This window comes from Candidatus Acidiferrales bacterium (genome assembly GCA_036514995.1).
Lineage (GTDB): Bacteria > Acidobacteriota > Terriglobia > Acidiferrales > DATBWB01 > DATBWB01.
On sequence record DATBWB010000126.1, the window covers coordinates 1 to 19,239 of the forward strand.

Consider the following 19,239-nt stretch of genomic DNA (forward strand, 5'->3'; position numbering starts at 1 on the left):
CCGTGGTTCCCTTTGCCGATCACAATGCCATGCTGGACCCGAGCACGGCCGATGTCACCGGGCGCGTTTTGGAGATGCTCGGCCACTACCGCTTCGCCCGCCAACATCCGGCGGTGCGCCGCGCCATCCAATTCCTGAAAAGCGAACAGGAAGCCGATGGCTCCTGGTACGGCCGCTGGGGGGTCAACTACCTTTATGGGACCAGCCAGGTGTTGCGCGGGCTGGCCGCGGTGGGCGAAGCCGAAGAAGCCTATTGCCAGCATGCTGCTCAATGGCTTCGTTCGGTGCAAAACGAGGACGGGGGTTGGGGCGAGACCTGTCGCTCCTACGAAGATCCGGAGCACAAGGCGAAAGGTCCGAGCACAGCCTCGCAGACGGCGTGGGCTTTGATTGGCTTGTTTGCTTCCGGCGATGCCAAGAGCATCGGGGTGCAACGGGGCGTTCGCTACCTGATGGAAACGCAGCGCCAGGATGGTTCCTGGCGGGAAGATTATTTCACCGGGACGGGTTTTCCTAAGGTCTTTTACCTTAAATACCACCATTACCCGCTCTATTTTCCGCTCTATGCCCTGGCGCATTATGAGCGGCTGCTGCGAGGCGGCTCGGCTGGCGCCAAAGCACCGGAAGAGGAATCGGTGCCCATCCGTCCGGAGGATTTCCGGGTCCGGGGGAAATGAGGGAACCAATGCGTTTTCCACTGAGCTTGAGCGTTTCGTTTGCAAAATACCTGATTGGCAAGCGATTGCGGAACGGCCACGAGCGCTTTCCGCTGGTCATGATGTTGGAGCCTTTGCATGCCTGCAACTTGACTTGCACCGGCTGTGGCCGCATCCGGGAATACAAGCAAACCATCACCGAGATGCTCACCGTCGAGCAGTGTATCCGGGCGCTCGAAGAGTGCGGCGCTCCCATCGTCTCCATCTGTGGCGGCGAGCCGATGATCTACCCCCACCTGGGAGAACTGGTGAGCGAGATCCTGAAGCGCAGGAAGCACATCTACCTCTGCACCAATGGCATGTTCATCACCAAGCGCTTGCATGAGTTCAAGCCCACTTCGCGCTTCTTTTTCAACGTCCATTTGGACGGACTCGAAAAGACGCATGACCTGTGCGTCGAGCGCCAGGGCGTCTTCCAACAGGCCATCGAGGGCATCAAGGCAGCCAAGGCGGCGGGCTTCCTTGTCTGTTCCAACACCACCGTTTACAAGGAAACGGATATGGCGGAGATCGAGCATCTCTTTGAGTTTTTGACCGGCCTCGGCGTCGATGGCTTCATGATCTCACCCGGATATTCTTATTCGGCGGTGCAGTCCAAGGAAATTTTCATGACCCGTCAGGATATCCACCAGAAATTTCGTCACATTGATCGGCTGTTTGAAAAATATCGTTTGATCACATCGCCGATCTATCTGGAATTTCTCAAGGGCGAGCGCACTTTTCAGTGCACCGCCTGGGGCAACCCGACCTACAACACCCAGGGCTGGAAAGGCCCGTGCTACCTGATGACCGACGCTCATCATAAGACGTTCACCGATTTGATTCACAACACGCCCTGGGAGAGATACGGCCATGGTCGAGACCCGCGCTGCGAGAATTGCATGGTGCACTGCGGATACGAACCCTCGGCCGTGCTGGGCGTGAACCGAAAGTTGGGCGATACTCTCAAGATGATCGCCTGGCAATTCTCCTAGTGCCGCTGGGGCGGCCAGACCTTGACGACGCTGGTAACCGGCGCAACCGGATTCATCGGCAGCCACTTGGCCAGGCAACTGGCCGAGCGAGGCGACCGGGTGCGTGTGCTGGTTCGGCAAAGGAGCTCCCTGGCCAACCTCCAGGGTGTCGAAGTGGAAGCCGTGCGGGGTGACTTGCTCGAGCCGGAGAGCCTCCGGGCGCTGCTCCGCGGCTGCCGCAAGGTGTTTCACGTGGCTGCTGATTACCGCCTCTGGGCCCGCCACCCGGACGAAATGTATCGCACCAATGTCATGGGCACCCGCCATTTGCTCCAGTTGGCGTTTGAAGAGGGGGTGGAAACCTTTGTTTATACGAGCAGCGTGGCCACCATCGCGCCGCCCCGTGACGGCGAGGTCAGCAACGAGGAGAGCCTTGCCACCCTTGCTCGCATGATCGGGCCTTACAAACGCTCGAAGTTTCTCGCCGAGCAGGAAGCGCTCGCCATGGCGCGCAAGGGGCTCCCGGTGATCATCGTGAATCCGACGGCCCCCGTCGGCCCGGGCGACATCAAGCCCACGCCCACCGGGAAAATGATCCTGGATTTTCTCAACCGGCGAATGCCCGCCTACGTGGACACGGGCCTGAACTGGGTTGCGGTCGAGGATGTTGCCGCCGGGCACTTGCTGGCCGCCGATCGAGGCAGGGTGGGCGAGCGCTATATTCTCGGTCATCGCAACCTGACCATGAAACAGATTCTGGACGCGCTCGAAAAGCTGACCGGCCTGCCGGCCCCGCGGGTGAGGTTGCCGCACGCCGTGGCGATGGCAGCCGGCTACGCCGAAAACTTTCTTTCTTGTTGGTTGCTGCGCAGGCCGCCGCGCATTCCCCTGGATGGCGTGCGCATGTCGAAATACAAAATGTTTGTCGATTGCAGCAAGGCGATGAGAGAACTGGGCTACGCCCCCACGCCGGTGGAGGATGCGCTGGCGCGCGCCGTCGCATGGTTTTGCGATGCCGGATATGTGCGGGGCAGCTCCAGCCCGCAATGGCGGAGAGCTGCGTAGAATGGCCGATTATCTCAAAGTCGCTTTGCTTTTTGCGCTCGAGCGCGAGGCAAGGCCCTGGTTGAAGCGATCGCGCGCCCTCTTGCGCGCCACGTCAGATCGGCGTCGCCTCTGGTGGACGGTGACGGCGAGCGGCGAGATTGCCGCCGGGGTGATTGGGCCGGGAGAAAAACTTGCTCGGGAGGGTACCAGGTGGGTTTTCAATCAATTCCGGCCCGACGTGGCGCTGGTCTGCGGGCTGGCAGGGGCTCTCCGACCTGACCTGTGTGTGGGTGACATTGTGCTCGCGGAACGGCTCCTGGATCGGCGCGGCGCCATTGTCCACCGGGCGAGGAGCGAGTTCCTCAGCCTGGCTGAGCGGACAGGTTTGCCCTGGCGGCGGACAAGCGGGACCACCCTCGAACGAGTCCTGGGAAGGATCGAAGAAAAACTGGAACTGGCGAGAGAGTCCGGCGCCGACTGGGTGGACATGGAGTCCGCGGGCGTGCTGAGCGAGGCGGCGGAGCGAGGTATTCCGGCGATAGCGGTGCGCAGCATCAGCGACGGGGTGCGTCGCGAGCTTCCCCTCGATTTCAACGCTGCGTTTGATCCCGAGCGGGGATGGGCGACCGGCAAGATTCTCGCCCGGGTAGCGCGGCGGCCCTGGTCCTTGCCCGCTCTGGTCCGTCTTGAAAGAGAGTCGCGCCGCGCCGCCGTTAGGCTCGCAGAATATCTCTCTGTCTATGCGGCCTGCCTCGGCGAGTGTCGCTTTATCGCAAGCCGAGCAGAAAAAGACCTGTTTGCGGAGGTCACTTGAACCTCGAACGCCAAGCGGCCGGAATCCATACCGAGGAGCGAGCGATTCGGGAAGCAACCCCCGCCATCCGGACCCTGGCAAAGACGATGAAGGCGGCTGTCTATCGCGGCAGGGGCGACGTCCGGCTGGAAACGGTGCCCGTCCCTGAAATTGGCGAGGATGAGGTCCTGATTCGCATCGAAGCTTGCGGCATTTGCGGCACTGATCTCAAAAAGATCCATTCCGACCTTTGTCCGCCCCCGCAGATCTTTGGGCATGAGATGGCCGGTCGGGTGGCGCGGGTGGGCCGGCGGGTTGCCCGCTGGCAAGTCGGCGACCGGGTGATGACCTTCCACCACATTCCATGCGAGCACTGCTTCTATTGTGAAAAGAAACTGTATTCCCAATGCCCCACCTACAAGCAGGTCGGAACAACCGCCGGCTTTGAGCCGAACGGCGGCGGCTTTGCTCAATACATCCGGGTGATGCCCTGGGTCGTGCAAAAAGGCATGGTGAGTGTTCCGTCGAACGTGACGATGGAAGAGGCTTCGATGGTGGAACCGGTCAACACCTGTCTCAAGGGAATTCGCAAGGTGGGGATCAAGCCGGGGGAGACGGTCTATGTGATTGGCCAGGGACCCATTGGACTGATGCTGATGCTGCTGGCGCGGCGAGAGGGCGCCCGCGCCATGGTTTCCGACCGGATTGATTTTCGTCTTGAGAAAGCGCGTGAGCTGGGCGCTGACGTGGCGGTTAACCCGCTCCGGCAAGAACCGATGAAGATCCTTGGGCGCTTTACCCAGGACCGCGGAGCGGATGTGGTGCTGGTGGCGGTGCACGCCGAAAACATTGTGGATCACGCCTTGCAAGCGGCGCGTCCGGGTGGCCGCATTTTGCTTTTTGCTCAGAACTCGGCGAAAGAAAAATTGAGCATTGATCCTGCTGAAATCGGCGTGCAGGAAAAAGTCTTGTTCGGCAGTTACAGCGCCTCCGTTGATCTGCAGGCGGAGGCGGCCGAGGTGGTTTTCAAACGGGCCATCCCCGTCGCAGAACTGATCACCCACCGGTTCGAGCTCGAAGACATCCAGCAGGCCCTGGAACTCGCTGCCCGGCCGGCGGGAAATTCGCTGAAAGTGGTGATACGTCCTTGAACGATCTGACTACACGAAACGGACACATGACGGCGGCAGTGCTTTACGGCAAAGAGGACTTGAAGATCGAGCGTGTGGGCATACCCGAGGTAGGCCCGCAGGACGCGCTCGTGCGCGTGAAGGTGGCGCTCCTGTGCGGGACCGACCTGAAGGTTTGGCGCCAGGGCCACCACGCCCGCATGATCTCGCCACCCGCCATTTTTGGCCACGAGCTGGCCGGAGTGGTGGAGTTGGTGGGCAGCGATGTGGTGAGCGTTCGTCCGGGCATGCGCGTGGTGCCCGCCAACTCAGCCCCCTGCAGCGATTGTCTCTACTGCCGCAGGGACCGCGAAAATCTTTGTGAAAATCTTCTTTTCAACAATGGCGCCTACGCTGAATTCATTCACGTTCCCGGCCGCATCTTGCAGAAAAACACCCTCGAGATTCCGGCACAAGTGGACTATGTGGATGCCGCGCTCGTCGAGCCGCTCGCCTGCGTGCTTCGGGGAATTGACGAAACCGGCGTGGGTGAGGGGGATACGGTCGTCGTGCTGGGTTGCGGGCCCATCGGCTTGATGTTCATCCGGCTGGCCCGTCTGCGCCGGGCAAGGGTGATTGCCCTGGGCAAGCGCCATACGCAGATGGAAGCGGCCGAGCGGCTGGGAGCGGCCGCCGCCATTGACGTGAACCGCGTGGCGAACCCGGTGCAATATGTGCGGCAGTTGACCGAGTGCGGGAGAGGGGCCGATGTCGTCATTGAAGCGGTCGGCAGCTCTGCCACCTGGCAGTGGTCGGTGGAGATGGTGCGCAAGGGCGGAACCGTCAACCTTTTTGGCGGCTGTCCCACCGGCAGCGCCGTGCAATTCGATCCGGTGCTGCTCCACTATTCCGAGATTTCCATCAAGTCCACCTTTCACCACACCCCGCGCTTCATCCGTGAAGCCATGGGCGTCATCGCCAGCGGGGGAGTGCGGGCGTCCGACTTTGTGACCGGGGAGATTCCGTTGACCGAACTGCCGGGCATGTTCCGGCAGCTCAAGAATCGCAACGGTGAACTGAAGACGGCAATCATTCCGTAGTCCCGTTCCAACTTGTCGAAACGCAGTCAACGGCAAGTATGATCCGATGGTTGGAACAGGACGAGTCGCGCCCGGCTGAGTTCAGCCTGAGAAGCCATCCTATGGGCAACGCCATCGAGCTGGAAATCGCTGCCGGCCTGCCGGCTGGACCAGTTACTTTGGAGCAAGCGGAGCATTATACGCGGCGGCTGGCCCGCAGCCACTATGAGAATTTCACGGTTGTTTCCTGGTTGCTGCCCGGCGTTCTGCGCCAGCATTTTTACAACCTCTATGCCTACTGTCGCTGGGCCGATGATCTGGCCGACGAAATCCCCGACCGCGACCGGGCCTTGCGCCTGCTGGACTGGTGGCAGGAGGAGTTGAACCTGTGCTATGACGGCCGGCCGCGGCATCCGGTGTTCGTGGCGCTGCGGCGGACGGCGCAGGCGCGGAACATTCCCAGGGAGCCTTTTGCCGATTTGCTGATTGCCTTCCGGCAAGATCAGTTGGTGCGACGCTATCCCACCTTTCCGGATTTGCTTCGCTACTGTCGCTATTCGGCCAACCCGGTGGGCCGGCTGGTGCTCTACGTCTGCGGTTACGACGATCCCCAGCGCCAGGCGCTGTCCGATGCCACTTGCACGGCGCTGCAATTGGCTAACTTCTGGCAGGATGTTGCCCGGGACCTGGAGAAAGATCGGCTCTACATCCCCATCGAAGACCTGGAGCGGCACGGATTGCACGAACAGGATATTTTTGCTCGACGTCTCGATGAACGTCTTGTTTCCCTGATGAAAACTCTGGTGGAGCGAACGCGGGGGATGTTTGAGGCTGGTTTGCCGCTGGCGCAAATGGTGGACAGGCGGCTGCGGCTCGACGTCGAGCTCTTTAGCCGCGGCGGAATGGAAATTCTCCGCGCCATTGAGCGCCATGGCTATGATGTCTTCGACCGCCGCCCGGCGCTCGGCAGGGTTGCCAAGCTGCGCCTTTTCGCGGCGGTTTTCATCAAGCATCTGCTGACGCCTGCGGCAAGCCGGCGGTCGGCAAATCCTTCGGTTCTATCAATCCCGTGAGCCAGGAACTTCTTAGCCGGTCCTATCAATATTGCCGGCGAATCGCCCGAAGCAAGGCGCGGAACTTTTACTATTCCTTCCTCGTGTTGCCGCGCGCCAAGCGCCAAGCCCTCTGCGCTATTTATGCCTTCATGCGCTTTACCGACGATATTTCCGACCGCCAGGGGGATGGCAGCGAGAAGGCTGCCGATTTGACGCGGTGGCGCGAGGCGCTGGACAAGGCGCTGGCCGGGAACTATGCGGGCAGCTTGATCCTGCCTGCGTTTCACGACACGATCAGTCGCTATCGCATCCCGCGCGCCTATTTCGACCAGGTCATTGCCGGCGCCGAAATGGACCTTCGCATATTTCGCTATCCCGCCTTTGCCGATACCTATCGCTATTGCTACCGGGTGGCTTCGGTGGTGGGCCTGGTTTGCCTCGACATTTTTGGTTTCCGCGACCCCAAAGCTTCCGCACGCGCCAGGGAGCTGGCCGAGAGCTGCGGGGTGGCCTTTCAACTGACCAATATCCTGCGCGACCTCAAGGAGGATGCCGCCGCCGGCCGCGTCTATCTTCCCCTTGAGGATTTGGAGGTTTTTGGTTACCCGGCAGAGCAGTTGGCGGCCGGCGTGGTGAACGCCGCTTTTCTCACTCTGATGAAATTTGAAGTGGAGCGGGCGCGCACCTACTATGATCGCTCGCGCGAACTCCTCACCCTGATTCACCCGGACAGCCGGCCGGCCCTCTGGGCTATGATGGAGATTTATCGCGGCATCCTGGGCCGGATTGAAAAGCAGGGATACGATGTTTTCGCTCGCCGGGCGGGGCTCTCCGGCTGCGTGAAGGCGCGCATTTTGCTCCGAGCATGGCTTTGGCGCTTGGGAATTGTTCATGGCCTCGACCAAGTCGGTGATCGTGATGGGCGGCGGGCTGGCGGGGTTGGCCTGCGCCACAGCCCTCGCTGACCGCGGTTTTTCCATCTGCCTCTTCGAGAAAAAGCCCCACCTCGGCGGCCGGGCCGCCTCCTACCTGCTTCCTGAGGGGCAGGAGGTGGACAATTGCCAGCACGTCCTCCTCGGTTGCTGCACCAACCTCGTTGCCTTTTACGAAATGCTCGGCGTCGGCAGCAAGATCGGTTATTTCCGAACGCTCGCATTGGCTGGCCCTGAGCGGCGCGTGGGAACCATCCGTTCCTCGCCACTCCCGGAACCGTTCCATCTGCTGCCGTCGTTTCTCCGCTTTCCCTTCCTTGGTCTCGGAGACAAGTTTCGCATCGCTCGCGCGATGATGGCCATCTTGCGAGCCGATGCTGGCAGTCGAAGGCGGTGGGAAGGGCAGACGATGGCTTTCTGGCTGGCCGAGCGGGGCCAAAGCCGGCTTGCCATCGAACGCTTCTGGAAGGTGGTGCTGGTGAGCGCCTTGAATGAGGAGCTGGACCGCGTCTCCGCGCTCCATGGCACCGAAGTTTTCCGCAAGGCTTTCCTCCTTCATCGCCGTGGCTTCGAGATCGGCGTTCCCGTCGTCCCCCTGGGCGAACTTTACAGCGCCGCCGGCGCAGGCCGGTTCGCTGCTCGCGGGGGTGGCGTTGTGCTTCGGCGCGGAGTGGAAGGGATCGTGGTAGCCGATGGGTTGGTGCGGCAAGTGGTCCTCGATAACGGTGAGCTTGCTGAAGCAGACTACTTTGTTTCGGCGCTGCCCTTTGACGCCATCCTGGAATTGCTGCCGGAAGACCTCGCCGGGGCCCACGAATATTTCCAACGCTGGAATCGGCTGGAGGCTTCGCCGATCACCGGCATCCATCTGTGGTTCGATAGCCAGGTGATGGACGAACCATATCTGACCGTGCTGGATCGCACGCTTCAGTGGATCTTCAATAAATCGAAACTGTATGGCCGAAGCGACTCGGGCAGTTATCTTCTCTGCGTCGTCAGCGCCTCGCACCGGCTGGCACCGATGTCGCGCAGCCAAATCATCGAGCTTGCCTTGCGCGAGCTGGCTGAAATTCTTCCGGAGACACGCACGGCTAAGCTGATGAAGGCCACCGTCATCAAGGAAATCCGAGCAACCTACGCCCCCACGCCGGGAACGGAAGCGCTCCGGCCACTACCGCAAACGCCCGTTCGTAATCTTTTTGTGTGCGGGGATTGGACCGCCACCGGCTGGCCAGCCACCATGGAGAGCGCCGTGCGCAGCGGCTTTTTGTGCGCTGAGGCCATACTCGACCGCGAGGGCCAGCCTGCATCCATTCTGCGACCGGAGCTGCCCGCCAGGGGGCTGGCCAGGCTTCTCGTCAAATAGATGGGGCCTCGCGCGTTCTGCCCGTCGAACTTCAAACGGTTCGGCGACGGCCGCGCCGCAAAGCGCAAAATTCCACTGCATGCCTCATCGCCAGGTTGGGATAAAATCTACCCGGACACAAGCAATTCCGCCAAACAGGGAGAACGACGATGAGCCAGCCGCGCCGAGGGAATATTGTCCTTCTGATTGGAACGCGCAAGGGTGGACTCCTCCTATGGAGCGACAAGCGCCGCAGGAAATGGGAAGTGGGCAGCTTCTTTTTCAAAGGCTGGGCGGTTCACAACATGATCTTGGATCCGCGCCACGGCCGGCGCATTTTTGGCGCGGTAAACAGCGATTGGTGGGGCAGTGACGTCCGCTCGAGCACGAACTGGGGGAAGACCTGGCGGCACAGCCGGGAAGGGGTTCGGTATGCGCCGGACAGCGGATTGTCCGTCAAGCGCGTCTGGAGCGTTGCCCCCGGGCCGGTATCGCAACCCCGCGTCGTTTACGCCGGCGTCGAGCCGGCCGGTCTTTTCCGAAGCGACGACGGGGGATTGCATTGGGCAGAGGTGGCCGCGCTGAATCGGCACAGCTCGCGAGAGAAATGGACGCCCGGCGGGGGCGGCTTGATTCTCCATACCATCGCGGTGCACTCACACGACGAGCGGCGCATCTATGTGGCCATTTCGGCCGCCGGCTTCTTCCGCAGCGACGACGCCGGCGCAAGCTGGAACCCGATGAACCGCGGATTGCGCGCCGACTTTCTGCCCGACAAATTTCCGGAAGTGGGACAGTGTGTGCACAAATTCGCTGCCCATCCATCCCGCCCAAACCTCCTTTACCAGCAAAATCATTGCGGTGTGTACCGCTCGGATTCCGCCGGCGACCGCTGGACGGACATCAGCCGCGGCCTGCCGTCGCGATTCGGATTTGCGATGGCGCTCGACCCCCACGATCCTCAGGTGATGTATGTCTTGCCGGAGGAAGGGCCTGATTTTCGTTGTACGGTGGATGGGAAACTGCGTGTCTATCGGACGAGGAATGGCGGGAAAAGCTGGCAGCCCTTGTCCCGCGGCCTGCCGCAGAAGCACGCTTACGCAAACGTGCTCCGCGATGCCATGGCCTCGGATTCCTGCGAGCCGTGCGGGGTTTACTTTGGAACCCAGGGAGGACAGGTCTTCTTGAGCCGTGACCGCGGAGAGCATTGGGAACTGCTGCTCGATTGCCTCCCGCCGGTGCTGAGCGTGAGCTGCGGTGAGGCGGCGTAAGCTTTGGCCATTGTCTATTTTTGAGCCGAAACGGCTTCTGACGGAGCTGTACCGGAGCGTTCTTTGGGCCCGCCTTCCGGGGATGTGATCCAGGAGTGCAACGTTTCCAGGTAGCTCGCCGGCAGGAAGCAGAATTCCATTCCCATGCCCTTGCCGGGGACCACGTCCCGCACGACCGCGACGGTGTTGATGTGGCGGCTGCGCGGGCCATAGAAGGAAACCATGAGGACCGTGCCGGGCGCCAGCGGCTTTGTGGTAACGGCAAAAAAGCCCCCTTTGCTCAGGTTGGTCGCGCGGTACCACTCCCGGACAGAGAATCCTTCGCAAAGTATCGGGATGCCGACAGGAACTTCTACGCGGGGATACCGCCTAAGAGGGAAACTGGGTTTCAAGGTGAACCTCCCGGGGCACAGAGGGCGTATTGATTGGTGCTGCTAGGTGAGCACGACGTGTGCCAAGGCCAGGGCCCCTTTTGTGATAGGTTAACCTCTTCCCGTGCATGAATATGCCGCGTAAACGCGCATGCCCGGCACATTCCCAGGGCAGGAAAAGCTTTCTAGCGTCGAGTAGGAAATCCTCGATCTTCTTCGATCTGTCAGGAAACCATTAACCGGCGTGCCTGCGGCAAGCAGCCGCCTCGGGGAGTCCTTCCAGAATCAAGCTGGCCGCTTCCGCGGCCGGGGTGCCCTCATGCAGCCCCGTGGCTTCTGCCGATGCACCTGGGCGACTTGCCCTCGCCAGGGAACGGAGTTGGCAAAGCACTAGAAATCGAGCGCAGCCACGCGGCCGAGCGCCGTCGAGAGCCGTTCAATCCGGCGGTCGGCAACGCCACCCAGGTAGGCAACAGCGTGGGCCATCTCACTGGTGACGGGCCCGCCCAAAGAGCTAAGGCCCAGAGAGTCAGACAGAGTATGACCCAAGCGCAAGAAGGCGAAGTAGGCGGAAATCGCTCCCGCCCACTCGCGCACCGGCCGCTGGGGCGCGATGTTGTTTGGGATCATTCGCAACAGAGAGGAGATGGCGAAGTACCCCTGCCGGCATTGACGGGGCCCGGCCGGCCGGCTGGCCAGCCCGGCGATGCTGGCAACGCGCGCTGGAATCTCTCTCGCCCCCACAACCCTCGAGTGACAAAAGTAAACGAAGAATTGAAGCGCGACTACCACCGAGACGATGAAGATAGCAGCGGCAAGCATCATTGGAGTTGCGTCACCAACCTTGTCTCTACCCGGGCCGTCTCCGGCACCGTGGTGAAGGTGTGTGCCAGGACGACCAGGAAAAGTACGTAACTGGCCGGCGGAATGTAGCGCCAAAAGGCAAGGCTCGGGAACATGTTGTGGAAGGCGTAAAGAGCCGCGTGCGCCCCAAGAAACATTCCCAAACCCAGCGTGATTTGCATCAATCGCATCGGCATGTTGTTCAGCTTGCGCATGGAAAACCATAGCAACGTGCAGAGAACGACACCGAGGAAGTATAGGTTTTGCTGGAGTTCCACCACGAATTTGCCCAAAATGCGGTCGCCGGCCGAGTGAACGATCGAGTAGGAGACCCCAACCGTGCCCGCAAGAACGAGCAGAGCCACCCACCGCACGTAACGGCTGAACCCCAGCTCGCTGAAGATGCGTTCAAAAAGTCCCGCAAGAACCAGATAGAGCAACAGAGACAAGACGGCGTCGCCAAAAAAGTAAAAATAGCGGTACTCCAGGGAGCGGAAGCCGTAAAGAAGATATATGAGGGCTGCGGTGACGGTGAAAGAGAGCGTGGCCAGGAGGTATGTGCTAAGCGCCAGATAGCGGGTGAAGGCTCTCCCCGCCATGATACGAAACAACACGTATCCGACGAGACCAACGCTCAACGCCCAGATTAGATAATCGTAAATGCCCCACATCGCCGCTCTCAAGGCAGCGCGCAGGGCATTATGAAGACTGGTTAGAAGCCCACTGTCCCTAGAACGGAATCGGCGGGATCGGCGCCCCACCGTGGAACGGAATCGGCGGGATCGGCGCCCCACCATGGAACGGTATAGGTGGGATCGGCGCCCCACCGTGGGCCACTACCACCGGCTGGTCGCTATGTCCTCCTGCGACAAGCCCTTTGAGCCCAAACGCACCGCACAGGATCAGCAATGAGATGGCGAAGACAACCTGAATGCGCTTCTGCATCCCGGACCTCCCAGAAAGGGATTGCTTGGCCCAGGAATCTTAGCGCATCGAGGCGTTTTCGGCACACCTCGACACCCCGGTATTGTGTCGTAAGAGTAAACCTACCCTTGGACACGCACCCCGAGTTGTCAGGGGCAGCCTAGGCGCCGAACTATTTCTGGTCAATGGTACTTCCGGCTGGCGTTTCCCGGTACAAAGGTACCAGCGGTCAAAAGAGAGGAAATCTTCCCGCCGGGCGGCAACGCTCCCGCAAAACCGCTCTCGCCCATTTCTCGCTGTTCGGATGCCAGGATCTTCGTTGGCCCGGGGTTGTCATCGGGTCGCAGTCTGCGGTCCGCTCCGCCACAATCGTCAAATCTTGCCCTGCCAGCCGTGGTTGCCAATCCCGGAGTGCAGTATTCTCCTGCGGACAAGATTCTGCTAAGCTATGTGCACCGGTGCTTCCGGCGGGCAAATCGAGCGCCCGCCGCCGCGGACCCCGCAGCATCTGGTAGCGGGGCAAGCAGACCTGCCCAGCCCCAAGGATGATCAGCCCATGCACAAGGTACTGCGTCGGTATCCTCGCTATCGCTTGATGGAACCAATTCCGGTGATGTGGCGTCAGGGCCGGCGGACGGCGATTGACCGGGCGCGCATCGTGAGCCTTCGCGGCCTGTTGTTGGACACGCTCCACTCGCTGACTCCGGGTGAAAACATCGAAATCGTTTTGATGCCCCGGAAAATGAAGCTTCGGGCGACAGCCACGGTTCGCAGCGTTCCGCACAAGGCGGTGGCGGGGCTGGAATTTATAAGGATGGATGGCGCGGCCGCCGATTCTCTGAAGAGTTTTCTGGCCGAAGCCCTGCGCCAGAAGCAAGCAAGGCTGGCGTAGCCGGCTCCGAAAGATTCGCGGCCTCTGCCGGCCTCGAATCTCGCTTGCTTTTTTCTTGTTTCCAGTTTCCAATTTGTTTTCTCAAGCTCCCGGCCTTTGGCCTCGAGCTTCTATCTTCCGGCACCGTCCCCGTCGTCTAGCTTGGCCGAGGACGTTCCGCTCTCTGCGGAAAAACGCGCGGTTCAAATCCCGCCGGGGACGCCAAGCTCATTAACAGGACAATCTCGGGGCAGCGCCGCGGATAACACTCCCACAGAGGTTTGTTCGCCCGCCGGCAGCTTTGACCGGCGCGAGGAACGGAGAAATAGCACGAGCCCGAGAAGAAAAATGAGCAAGATGATGATGATCGCGCGCAAGGAAGGCAGGCGGCTGCCGCGATCTGTGGCGGGGCGGTAGAGCTGCGGACCTTCCGAGTCGCGGCCGGGCGGCTGACTGGATGGCATCTCTTTGCCTGCCCATATGAAACATGCGCGGCCATAAGAATGTCAAGGCATGTGACCGCCTGGACCGGGCCGTTGTGTTGAACATATAAGTGGAAAAGTTCTCGGAATCCTGCTGGCCGCGCTCCATCCCTCCACAAGATCGCCGATGAACTTTCTCGGTGCGGGCCTAGGTTGCTTGGTTCTTTGGGGCAGAGAACAGACCCGGCGCAACCGAGTCGGGAGTGGCGATGGATTCCAGTTCCGGGTAGCGCGAAATCATCTCCGGCGGGACACGCACGGGCTTCCCGGTGAGAAGGTGGACCAATTGGAGCGCATTGGCGATGGCCTTCCCCTGGTAGTGGTTGTTGGTGATGACGAAGGTGCTTTCGGTTTGGTCGGAAACGTTGCGCGTGCGGGCCGCCCAGGGTTGTAGTTCCGCCGCCGAATAGAGGTAGTTGTACCGCTCGTCCGGCTGCCGCTTGGCGTCCTCGCTGAACCAGGAATCGTAGTTGCGGCCATGAAGGCGAATGTAACCGACGGGAGAAGTTGCGGCGGCGGAAGGCTTGAGCGAGCGGCCAATCACCGGCTGGTCGATGTTGCAGAAACCGACGTTCCATTCGCGCAGCAGCTCATAGACTTCCGGCTGATTCCACGAGCCGTGTCGCACTTCGACGACGAGCGGGTAAGCGCGGAAACGGAGAATCAGGCCGATGAGGTAATGGCGGTTGTCAGGATCGTACTTGAACGACCAGGGAAACTGCATCAGGACAGCGCCCAGTTTGCCTTCGGCCATCAGGGCGTCAAAGCCTTCGCGGGCGGCCAGCTCGTCCTCGGCCGAGGTTTGCCGCTCGTGCGTAAAGCGGTGCCACAGCTTGGCGGTGAAAAGAAAGCGGGGGTTATGCTCCACCTTGCGCACCCAGAGCTTGCCCAGTTCGGGGCGAACGGGCTGATAAAACGAGGTGTTGATTTCGATGGTGTCAAAATAGTCGGCAAGGTAAGCCGCCTCGTGAAATCCGCGGCCACGGCGCAGCGGATAGACGATCCCACTCCAGTCTTGATAGGACCAGCCCGCCGGGCCAACGCGCATCACCTGGGACATCGCCATTGTTCGCTTTTTGTTCGCCCACGCTAGCCTACCGCTATTCCGTGGTCGCCGTCAAGACGGCCAGTAGCGGCTCAGGCACCTCACGCTAGCCGCCCGGAGTGTACGGGCTTGAAAAGCGGATAGCATGGCGCTAAGCTGACAGCGTGCTGTCAGGTTCTATTCCACCCGGGCAACCCTCTTTCCCACTTTTAACCCTCAGGTGCACCGATGAAGATTGCTTTGAGCTACAAGAATCTTGTCAAGAATGGGAATTTGGAAGAGCAGTTCGTGAAGAACATCAAGAAGCTGGAACGCTTTCTTTCCAGCTACCAACCCGATTTGGTGCAACTGCATGCCACACTCGAAAAGAACCCGCACAAGGAGGAATACTACATCTCGTTGAACCTGGCGCTGCCGACAGCCCGGCTGCATGCCACCGGGGAGGGAAGCGACACCCGGGTGAGCACGCGGCGAGCTTTTGAGGAATTGCGCAGCCAGCTCGGCAAGCACATCGGCAAGCTACGGCACGATTACCAGTGGAAGCGCAAGCGAGCCCGCGGTGGCCCGGCAAGCTTGGCTGACGAAGAAGTCTGACGATTTTCGACGTTTCCAACAGTAGAGCTCCCGCAAATCCGCGGCCCTTTTCTTCTCGAGAAGCCATCGCCCCTGACACCACGCTACGGCGGCGTCGCGGCGACCAAAAAGATACCGCCGATGCCTGTGGCACAAGCAGGAACACGACTGTCTTCTGTCGTTTCAGAATGGGTCTGGTTGCCTGTGATCGGCAAGGTGGGCGGGAGTGCATCAAGGGAAATAGAGGCCAAACACGCTGGGGACAGGAACGCCTACGTAGCTAAGTCCCAGCTCCTTCGAGCCATCCGGTTTGACCGGGCCGATCCAGACCACGCGAAAACGAGCGCGCAAAGGTTGGCGCAAGCGGTTCTCCAGTTCCAACTCCTCCTGGGCCGCGACCGTATTGTAGCTGAGGACCCTCGCCCCGTGCTTGCTGATCTGCGTCACGAAGGTATCTTCCTTAAAGGGAAGTCCCTCCAGGGTGCGACCGCGAACATGGACAGGAATGCGAAGGCCGATCCGTTTGCTGCGACGAGTGGTCTTGCGGGAGGCAGTCAGGGTGCGTCCGCTCACAGGAACACCTCTCGTTCATATTCCAGACCACCTGTTAAAGCGTCAATAGTACGAAAGTTTCATGAGCAAGCAGTACAAGGCCGGGGAAAAGGGCGGCTAAGGCTTCCGCAAAGGCTTAAGGAAACGAATGCCATACAACTTACTCGGGGTTCCCGCAACAAGCGACTGGTGCACCACCCTGGCAGGCACCTCGGCATGAAAATCATCCTGCAGGAAAGGTGCGATGATGCGCAGTTCCGTCCCCACCGGATAGTCGCGCGCGCTGATGATGGCGAGGCCGTCGGGCGAAAGATTTCGAGAGAAGGTGACCTCCGGGTGGGCTGAGTAAGGGAGCCGGACGCGCACTTTGACGCGCACGGCCGCTCGCTTGCGCTTCCGCCTTTCCCCCCTGGGCGCTTCCTCAGCGCCACCGACGCCATCACCCGCGCCGCCGCACGTCTTGATGGCCGCCGGCTTCCAAAGCGTCTCCTGGTGGCAGCGCGAGCAGGCACGCAGAATATGTCCGGATGATCGCAGGATTTCTCGATGCCAGGGAGTCGTCTCCACCATCTCCCCTTGGCAGCAAGCGCAGCACTGCATGCCCTGCTGATTGGCGCCCTGGCCGGCCCCGCTCGCCGCTGGAAAAGCAATTCCCCAGAAGGAAGGAGGCGCATCCACCGGCTCGACCGCCCAGGCGCGGGTGTCAGGCGAATCGCCCCTGCTTCCCAAACAGCCTGCCACGCGGAATTGAGCTTCCTGGTGGGAACGCAGATTTCGGACGCAGACCACATCGCCGACGATGACCGGGTTGCGCAAGCGAAAACAGGCGCCGTGCCGGTCCACGCTCATCGTCTCCGTCTCTTCACTGAAGTCTCGACCGTTGCTATCAATGCCGAACACCCGGATGGGCAGGGAGTGGGCCGCCGGGCTGCCTTCAGGTTCCGGGATCAACGAGTTTTCGCGTGGCGTATTCTTCATAACCACAGCATCTCGACAGGGCAAGCGGAGCCGGCTACTGCCTCGATAGCCGCTCGAAGGTTTCTAGTCATGGTGACGCAGCTTTATTGGGCGACGGTAGCCGCGGCAACCAACTTGGACGAACGACGAGTCACTGCCGCCTCCATCTCTAGGTCCTCGGGCTCAACGAAGGTTCCGGCAGGGGAATTTTTACGAGTGGCAGCTCGATCGTGAAAGTAACTCCCCGGCCCGGATTATTGCAGCACGAGATGCTTCCCTGATGTTGCTGGAGAATCCCGTAGCAGATGCTGAGGCCGAGACCGGCGCCCTGGCCCACTGCTTTGGTGGTGTAAAAGGGATCAAAAACGTGTTCCGGCTCGCGCACGCCAACGCCCGTGTCAGTGAACTCGATGCGGACTCGATCAGTCAGGCAGCGGTGGCTAATGCGAAGCGTTCCGGGTTGGCCGCTCTGGCGGATTGAGTCGGCGGCGTTGCGAATAACATTCACGAAAACCTGGAGGAGCTGTTGCGGATCGCCTCGCACGATGCCGGGCAAATCGGAAAAGACCGGATGCAGCCGGACCCGGCCGGCGCGTAATTCGTACTCATTTAGCAGAATGGCTTGTTCCAGGAGGTCGTGAACATTGACCTCCCGCGTCACCGCCTTCGACTGGCGGGAAAAGCTCAAAAGGTGCTGGACCAGGGTTTTGGTTCGCCGCCCTTGCGCTTGGAGCTTCCCGACGAGTTCCCGCTGAGCGGCAGAGAGAGGCTCGGTGGCCAGCAAAACATCGGTGTAGCCCAGGATGGCGGTAAGCGGGTTGTTGATTTCGTGAGCCGCGCCGGCCACCAACCGGCCCAGCGACCTCATTTTCTCCGACTGCACCAACTGGCGGTGCAAGTGCTGAAGCTGGCGGTAGTTTTGCTGGAGTTTCTCGGTCAACCGGAGCTGTTCCTTCTGCACGTATCGCTGCCGCAGAAAGAAAAGCGCCACGGTCGGTATGAGGAAAATTAGTGTCACAAGATGACGGAATTCCTCCACTGGCGGCGGAGCTTCGGCCACAAACTCGCCCAGGATGGCAATGAACGGTATCGACAAGATGGCAAGCAAAGCGAGGGCGCTGGGCAAAGCTGAGCTGGCGACATCTTCCTCGGTGTCTGGCTTGAGGTCAGGTGCCGGCTGGCGGCGGAAATACACACCCAGGCAGCCCAGCATCAGAAAGGATCCCAGAAGAGGCAGGTCGTAGAAGCTTCCGGTGTAGTAGGTCTGGTTCTGGATGGCCAGATTGGCGGCGTGCGAGCCTGCGTAGTAAAGGCCGTGGCAGAGAGCCAGGCCGATATAAACGTTTCGCCAGCGGTGGCTCTCCGCCCGGATCAGCAGATAGGCCAGTGCTCCAAGCCAGATCAAATTTTCGACAAACCAGAGGCGGTTATAGCTCCGGGAATAGCTCACCGGGTCGGGCTGGATGAATTGCCAGGGTAGGACCATGAAGGAATAGAGGAAGATCCACCACAGGACAAGGAAGGTGAAATCCAGATACGTTGGCCGGTAGCCGTGGGGAAGCCGCTGGCGGTCGGGGCGCAGGCCGGCCGCGGCAAGAAAGGGAACGATGCGCAAGAAAAAAACTATGTCGCCGAAGAAGAAGATGTCCGGCACGGGCTGCCCGAGAAAGACTTCAAAGTAAACCCAGAGGAGTTGCCCAACGAACCATTGGGCGGTCCCGAGCGCCAGCAAATACCAAAACCAGCGTTCGCGGGAATTCTTGCCGCGCGCATTTCTTTCGAGAAAGACGGCGGCAAATAGGGGCGGAATCAATTCCAGCGGGTTGGCCACCTTGGCGAGAAGCGGCTGGTTGTGGTCAAGCACGACTGACAAGCTGGAATAGGCAAGGAGGTAAACCAACGAGAACAGCGCAGCTACGAGCAGAGGCCGCCGGAAAGGAACCCGAACAGGCCCGGAAGGTCGGGGCGAACTTGATTCCAGTTCCGCAATTTCCAGGTCCGCTCCCGCCATAAATCTCCGCGCGAGACTGGGCAAAATCTAGACGTCTGACCATTTTGTCGTTCGTTTCCCTGCAAGACCATAGTACTTAGGTACCTTGGATGTTTGACCGCCGACAAATTCCTGAATCTCCCAGTTCCGTGGGCAAGCATCCGCCGCGGTTATCGAGCTTTAGCGAGACGGGGGGAGAAAATCGGGAGGACGTCCTGCGTGCAGTGCCTGGTGAGCCGCCCGCGATTCGAACGCGGAACCCTCGCCTTAAAAGGGCGATGCTCTGCCGTTGAGCTAGCGGCCCACCGGAGATTCATTCTAGTGTCGAGAG

General features: G+C 60.5%; 20 protein-coding genes and 2 tRNA genes. 13 read left to right on the forward strand and 9 right to left on the reverse strand.

Going from position 1 to position 19,239, the window contains the following annotated elements:
• From VIH17_08835 to VIH17_08880, 10 genes are all read left to right on the forward strand, one after another.
• The coding region (locus tag VIH17_08835; GenBank protein ID HEY4683340.1) for a prenyltransferase/squalene oxidase repeat-containing protein at nt 1-677 on the forward strand (677 nt) is incomplete at its 5' end.
• Nucleotides 678-685: 8 nt separating this feature from the next.
• Complete coding sequence (gene hpnH / locus VIH17_08840; protein HEY4683341.1) at nt 686-1,690, forward strand: adenosyl-hopene transferase HpnH; 1,005 nt, start codon at nt 686-688, stop codon at nt 1,688-1,690.
• A gap of 21 nt (nt 1,691-1,711) precedes the next feature.
• Entirely contained in the window at nt 1,712-2,734 is a 1,023-nt protein-coding gene (hpnA, locus tag VIH17_08845; GenBank protein ID HEY4683342.1) for a hopanoid-associated sugar epimerase, read from the forward strand.
• 1 nt (nt 2,735) lies between these two features.
• A complete protein-coding gene (locus tag VIH17_08850; GenBank protein ID HEY4683343.1) occupies nt 2,736-3,530 on the forward strand; it encodes a hypothetical protein in 795 nt (264 codons plus the stop codon).
• Nucleotides 3,527-4,660 carry a zinc-dependent dehydrogenase gene (locus tag VIH17_08855; protein ID HEY4683344.1) on the forward strand — a complete coding sequence of 378 codons (1,134 nt, stop codon included), beginning with the start codon at nt 3,527-3,529 and terminating at the stop codon, nt 4,658-4,660. Before VIH17_08850 ends, VIH17_08855 begins: the two co-directional genes overlap by 4 nt.
• A 26-nt stretch (nt 4,661-4,686) precedes the next feature.
• Nucleotides 4,687-5,718: an alcohol dehydrogenase catalytic domain-containing protein gene (locus tag VIH17_08860; protein HEY4683345.1), complete on the forward strand. Its 1,032-nt coding sequence runs from the start codon at nt 4,687-4,689 to the stop codon at nt 5,716-5,718.
• A gap of 38 nt (nt 5,719-5,756) precedes the next feature.
• Complete coding sequence (hpnC, locus tag VIH17_08865) at nt 5,757-6,770, forward strand: squalene synthase HpnC (GenBank protein HEY4683346.1); 1,014 nt, start codon at nt 5,757-5,759, stop codon at nt 6,768-6,770.
• Nucleotides 6,767-7,717, forward strand: coding sequence for a phytoene/squalene synthase family protein (locus VIH17_08870; protein HEY4683347.1), 951 nt, complete (start codon nt 6,767-6,769; stop codon nt 7,715-7,717). The genes hpnC and VIH17_08870 overlap by 4 nt, the downstream gene beginning before the upstream one ends.
• Complete coding sequence (hpnE, locus tag VIH17_08875) at nt 7,644-9,050, forward strand: hydroxysqualene dehydroxylase HpnE (GenBank protein ID HEY4683348.1); 1,407 nt, start codon at nt 7,644-7,646, stop codon at nt 9,048-9,050. Before VIH17_08870 ends, hpnE begins: the two co-directional genes overlap by 74 nt.
• 149 nt (nt 9,051-9,199) lie before the next feature.
• Entirely contained in the window at nt 9,200-10,300 is a 1,101-nt protein-coding gene (locus VIH17_08880; GenBank protein ID HEY4683349.1) for a hypothetical protein, read from the forward strand.
• A gap of 14 nt (nt 10,301-10,314) precedes the next feature.
• Here the strand turns inward: VIH17_08880 and VIH17_08885 are convergent, their stop codons facing one another.
• The 3 genes from VIH17_08885 to VIH17_08895 form a co-directional block, all read right to left on the reverse strand.
• Nucleotides 10,315-10,692 carry a PilZ domain-containing protein gene (locus VIH17_08885; GenBank protein ID HEY4683350.1) on the reverse strand — a complete coding sequence of 126 codons (378 nt, stop codon included), beginning with the start codon at nt 10,690-10,692 and terminating at the stop codon, nt 10,315-10,317.
• Nucleotides 10,693-11,061: 369 nt separating this feature from the next.
• Nucleotides 11,062-11,496, reverse strand: a complete 435-nt coding sequence (locus VIH17_08890; protein ID HEY4683351.1) for a hypothetical protein — start codon at nt 11,494-11,496, stop codon at nt 11,062-11,064.
• A complete protein-coding gene (locus VIH17_08895) occupies nt 11,493-12,185 on the reverse strand; it encodes a hypothetical protein (GenBank protein ID HEY4683352.1) in 693 nt (230 codons plus the stop codon). The genes VIH17_08890 and VIH17_08895 overlap by 4 nt, the downstream gene beginning before the upstream one ends.
• A gap of 809 nt (nt 12,186-12,994) precedes the next feature.
• Between VIH17_08895 and VIH17_08900 the strand changes: the two genes are divergently transcribed.
• Together VIH17_08900 and VIH17_08905 are read left to right on the forward strand one after the other, a co-directional pair.
• Entirely contained in the window at nt 12,995-13,330 is a 336-nt protein-coding gene (locus VIH17_08900) for a PilZ domain-containing protein (GenBank protein ID HEY4683353.1), read from the forward strand.
• Between the two features lie 125 nt (nt 13,331-13,455).
• Nucleotides 13,456-13,534: transfer RNA gene (locus tag VIH17_08905), tRNA-Glu, on the forward strand.
• Here the strand turns inward: VIH17_08905 and VIH17_08910 are convergent.
• Nucleotides 13,513-13,773, reverse strand: coding sequence for a hypothetical protein (locus tag VIH17_08910; protein HEY4683354.1), 261 nt, complete (start codon nt 13,771-13,773; stop codon nt 13,513-13,515). The two genes, VIH17_08905 and VIH17_08910, sit on opposite strands and share 22 nt — an antisense overlap.
• Before the next feature lie 166 nt (nt 13,774-13,939).
• Nucleotides 13,940-14,857, reverse strand: a complete 918-nt coding sequence (locus VIH17_08915; GenBank protein ID HEY4683355.1) for a DUF72 domain-containing protein — start codon at nt 14,855-14,857, stop codon at nt 13,940-13,942.
• A 207-nt stretch (nt 14,858-15,064) separates the two neighbouring features.
• Here VIH17_08915 and VIH17_08920 point away from each other — a divergent pair, with 207 nt between their 5' ends.
• Complete coding sequence (locus tag VIH17_08920) at nt 15,065-15,430, forward strand: HPF/RaiA family ribosome-associated protein (GenBank protein HEY4683356.1); 366 nt, start codon at nt 15,065-15,067, stop codon at nt 15,428-15,430.
• Nucleotides 15,431-15,640: 210 nt separating this feature from the next.
• Here VIH17_08920 and VIH17_08925 read toward each other — a convergent pair whose 3' ends face one another.
• The 4 genes from VIH17_08925 to VIH17_08940 form a co-directional block, all read right to left on the reverse strand.
• Nucleotides 15,641-15,982: a hypothetical protein gene (locus tag VIH17_08925; protein ID HEY4683357.1), complete on the reverse strand. Its 342-nt coding sequence runs from the start codon at nt 15,980-15,982 to the stop codon at nt 15,641-15,643.
• Nucleotides 15,983-16,078: 96 nt separating this feature from the next.
• The gene (locus VIH17_08930; protein HEY4683358.1) at nt 16,079-16,939 is read right to left on the reverse strand and encodes a PilZ domain-containing protein; all 861 of its coding nucleotides are present in this window, start codon (nt 16,937-16,939) and stop codon (nt 16,079-16,081) included.
• 148 nt (nt 16,940-17,087) lie between these two features.
• Complete coding sequence (locus tag VIH17_08935) at nt 17,088-18,929, reverse strand: HAMP domain-containing sensor histidine kinase (GenBank protein HEY4683359.1); 1,842 nt, start codon at nt 18,927-18,929, stop codon at nt 17,088-17,090.
• A gap of 208 nt (nt 18,930-19,137) precedes the next feature.
• Nucleotides 19,138-19,212, reverse strand: a tRNA-Lys gene (locus tag VIH17_08940).
• Nucleotides 19,213-19,239 lie beyond the last annotated feature (27 nt).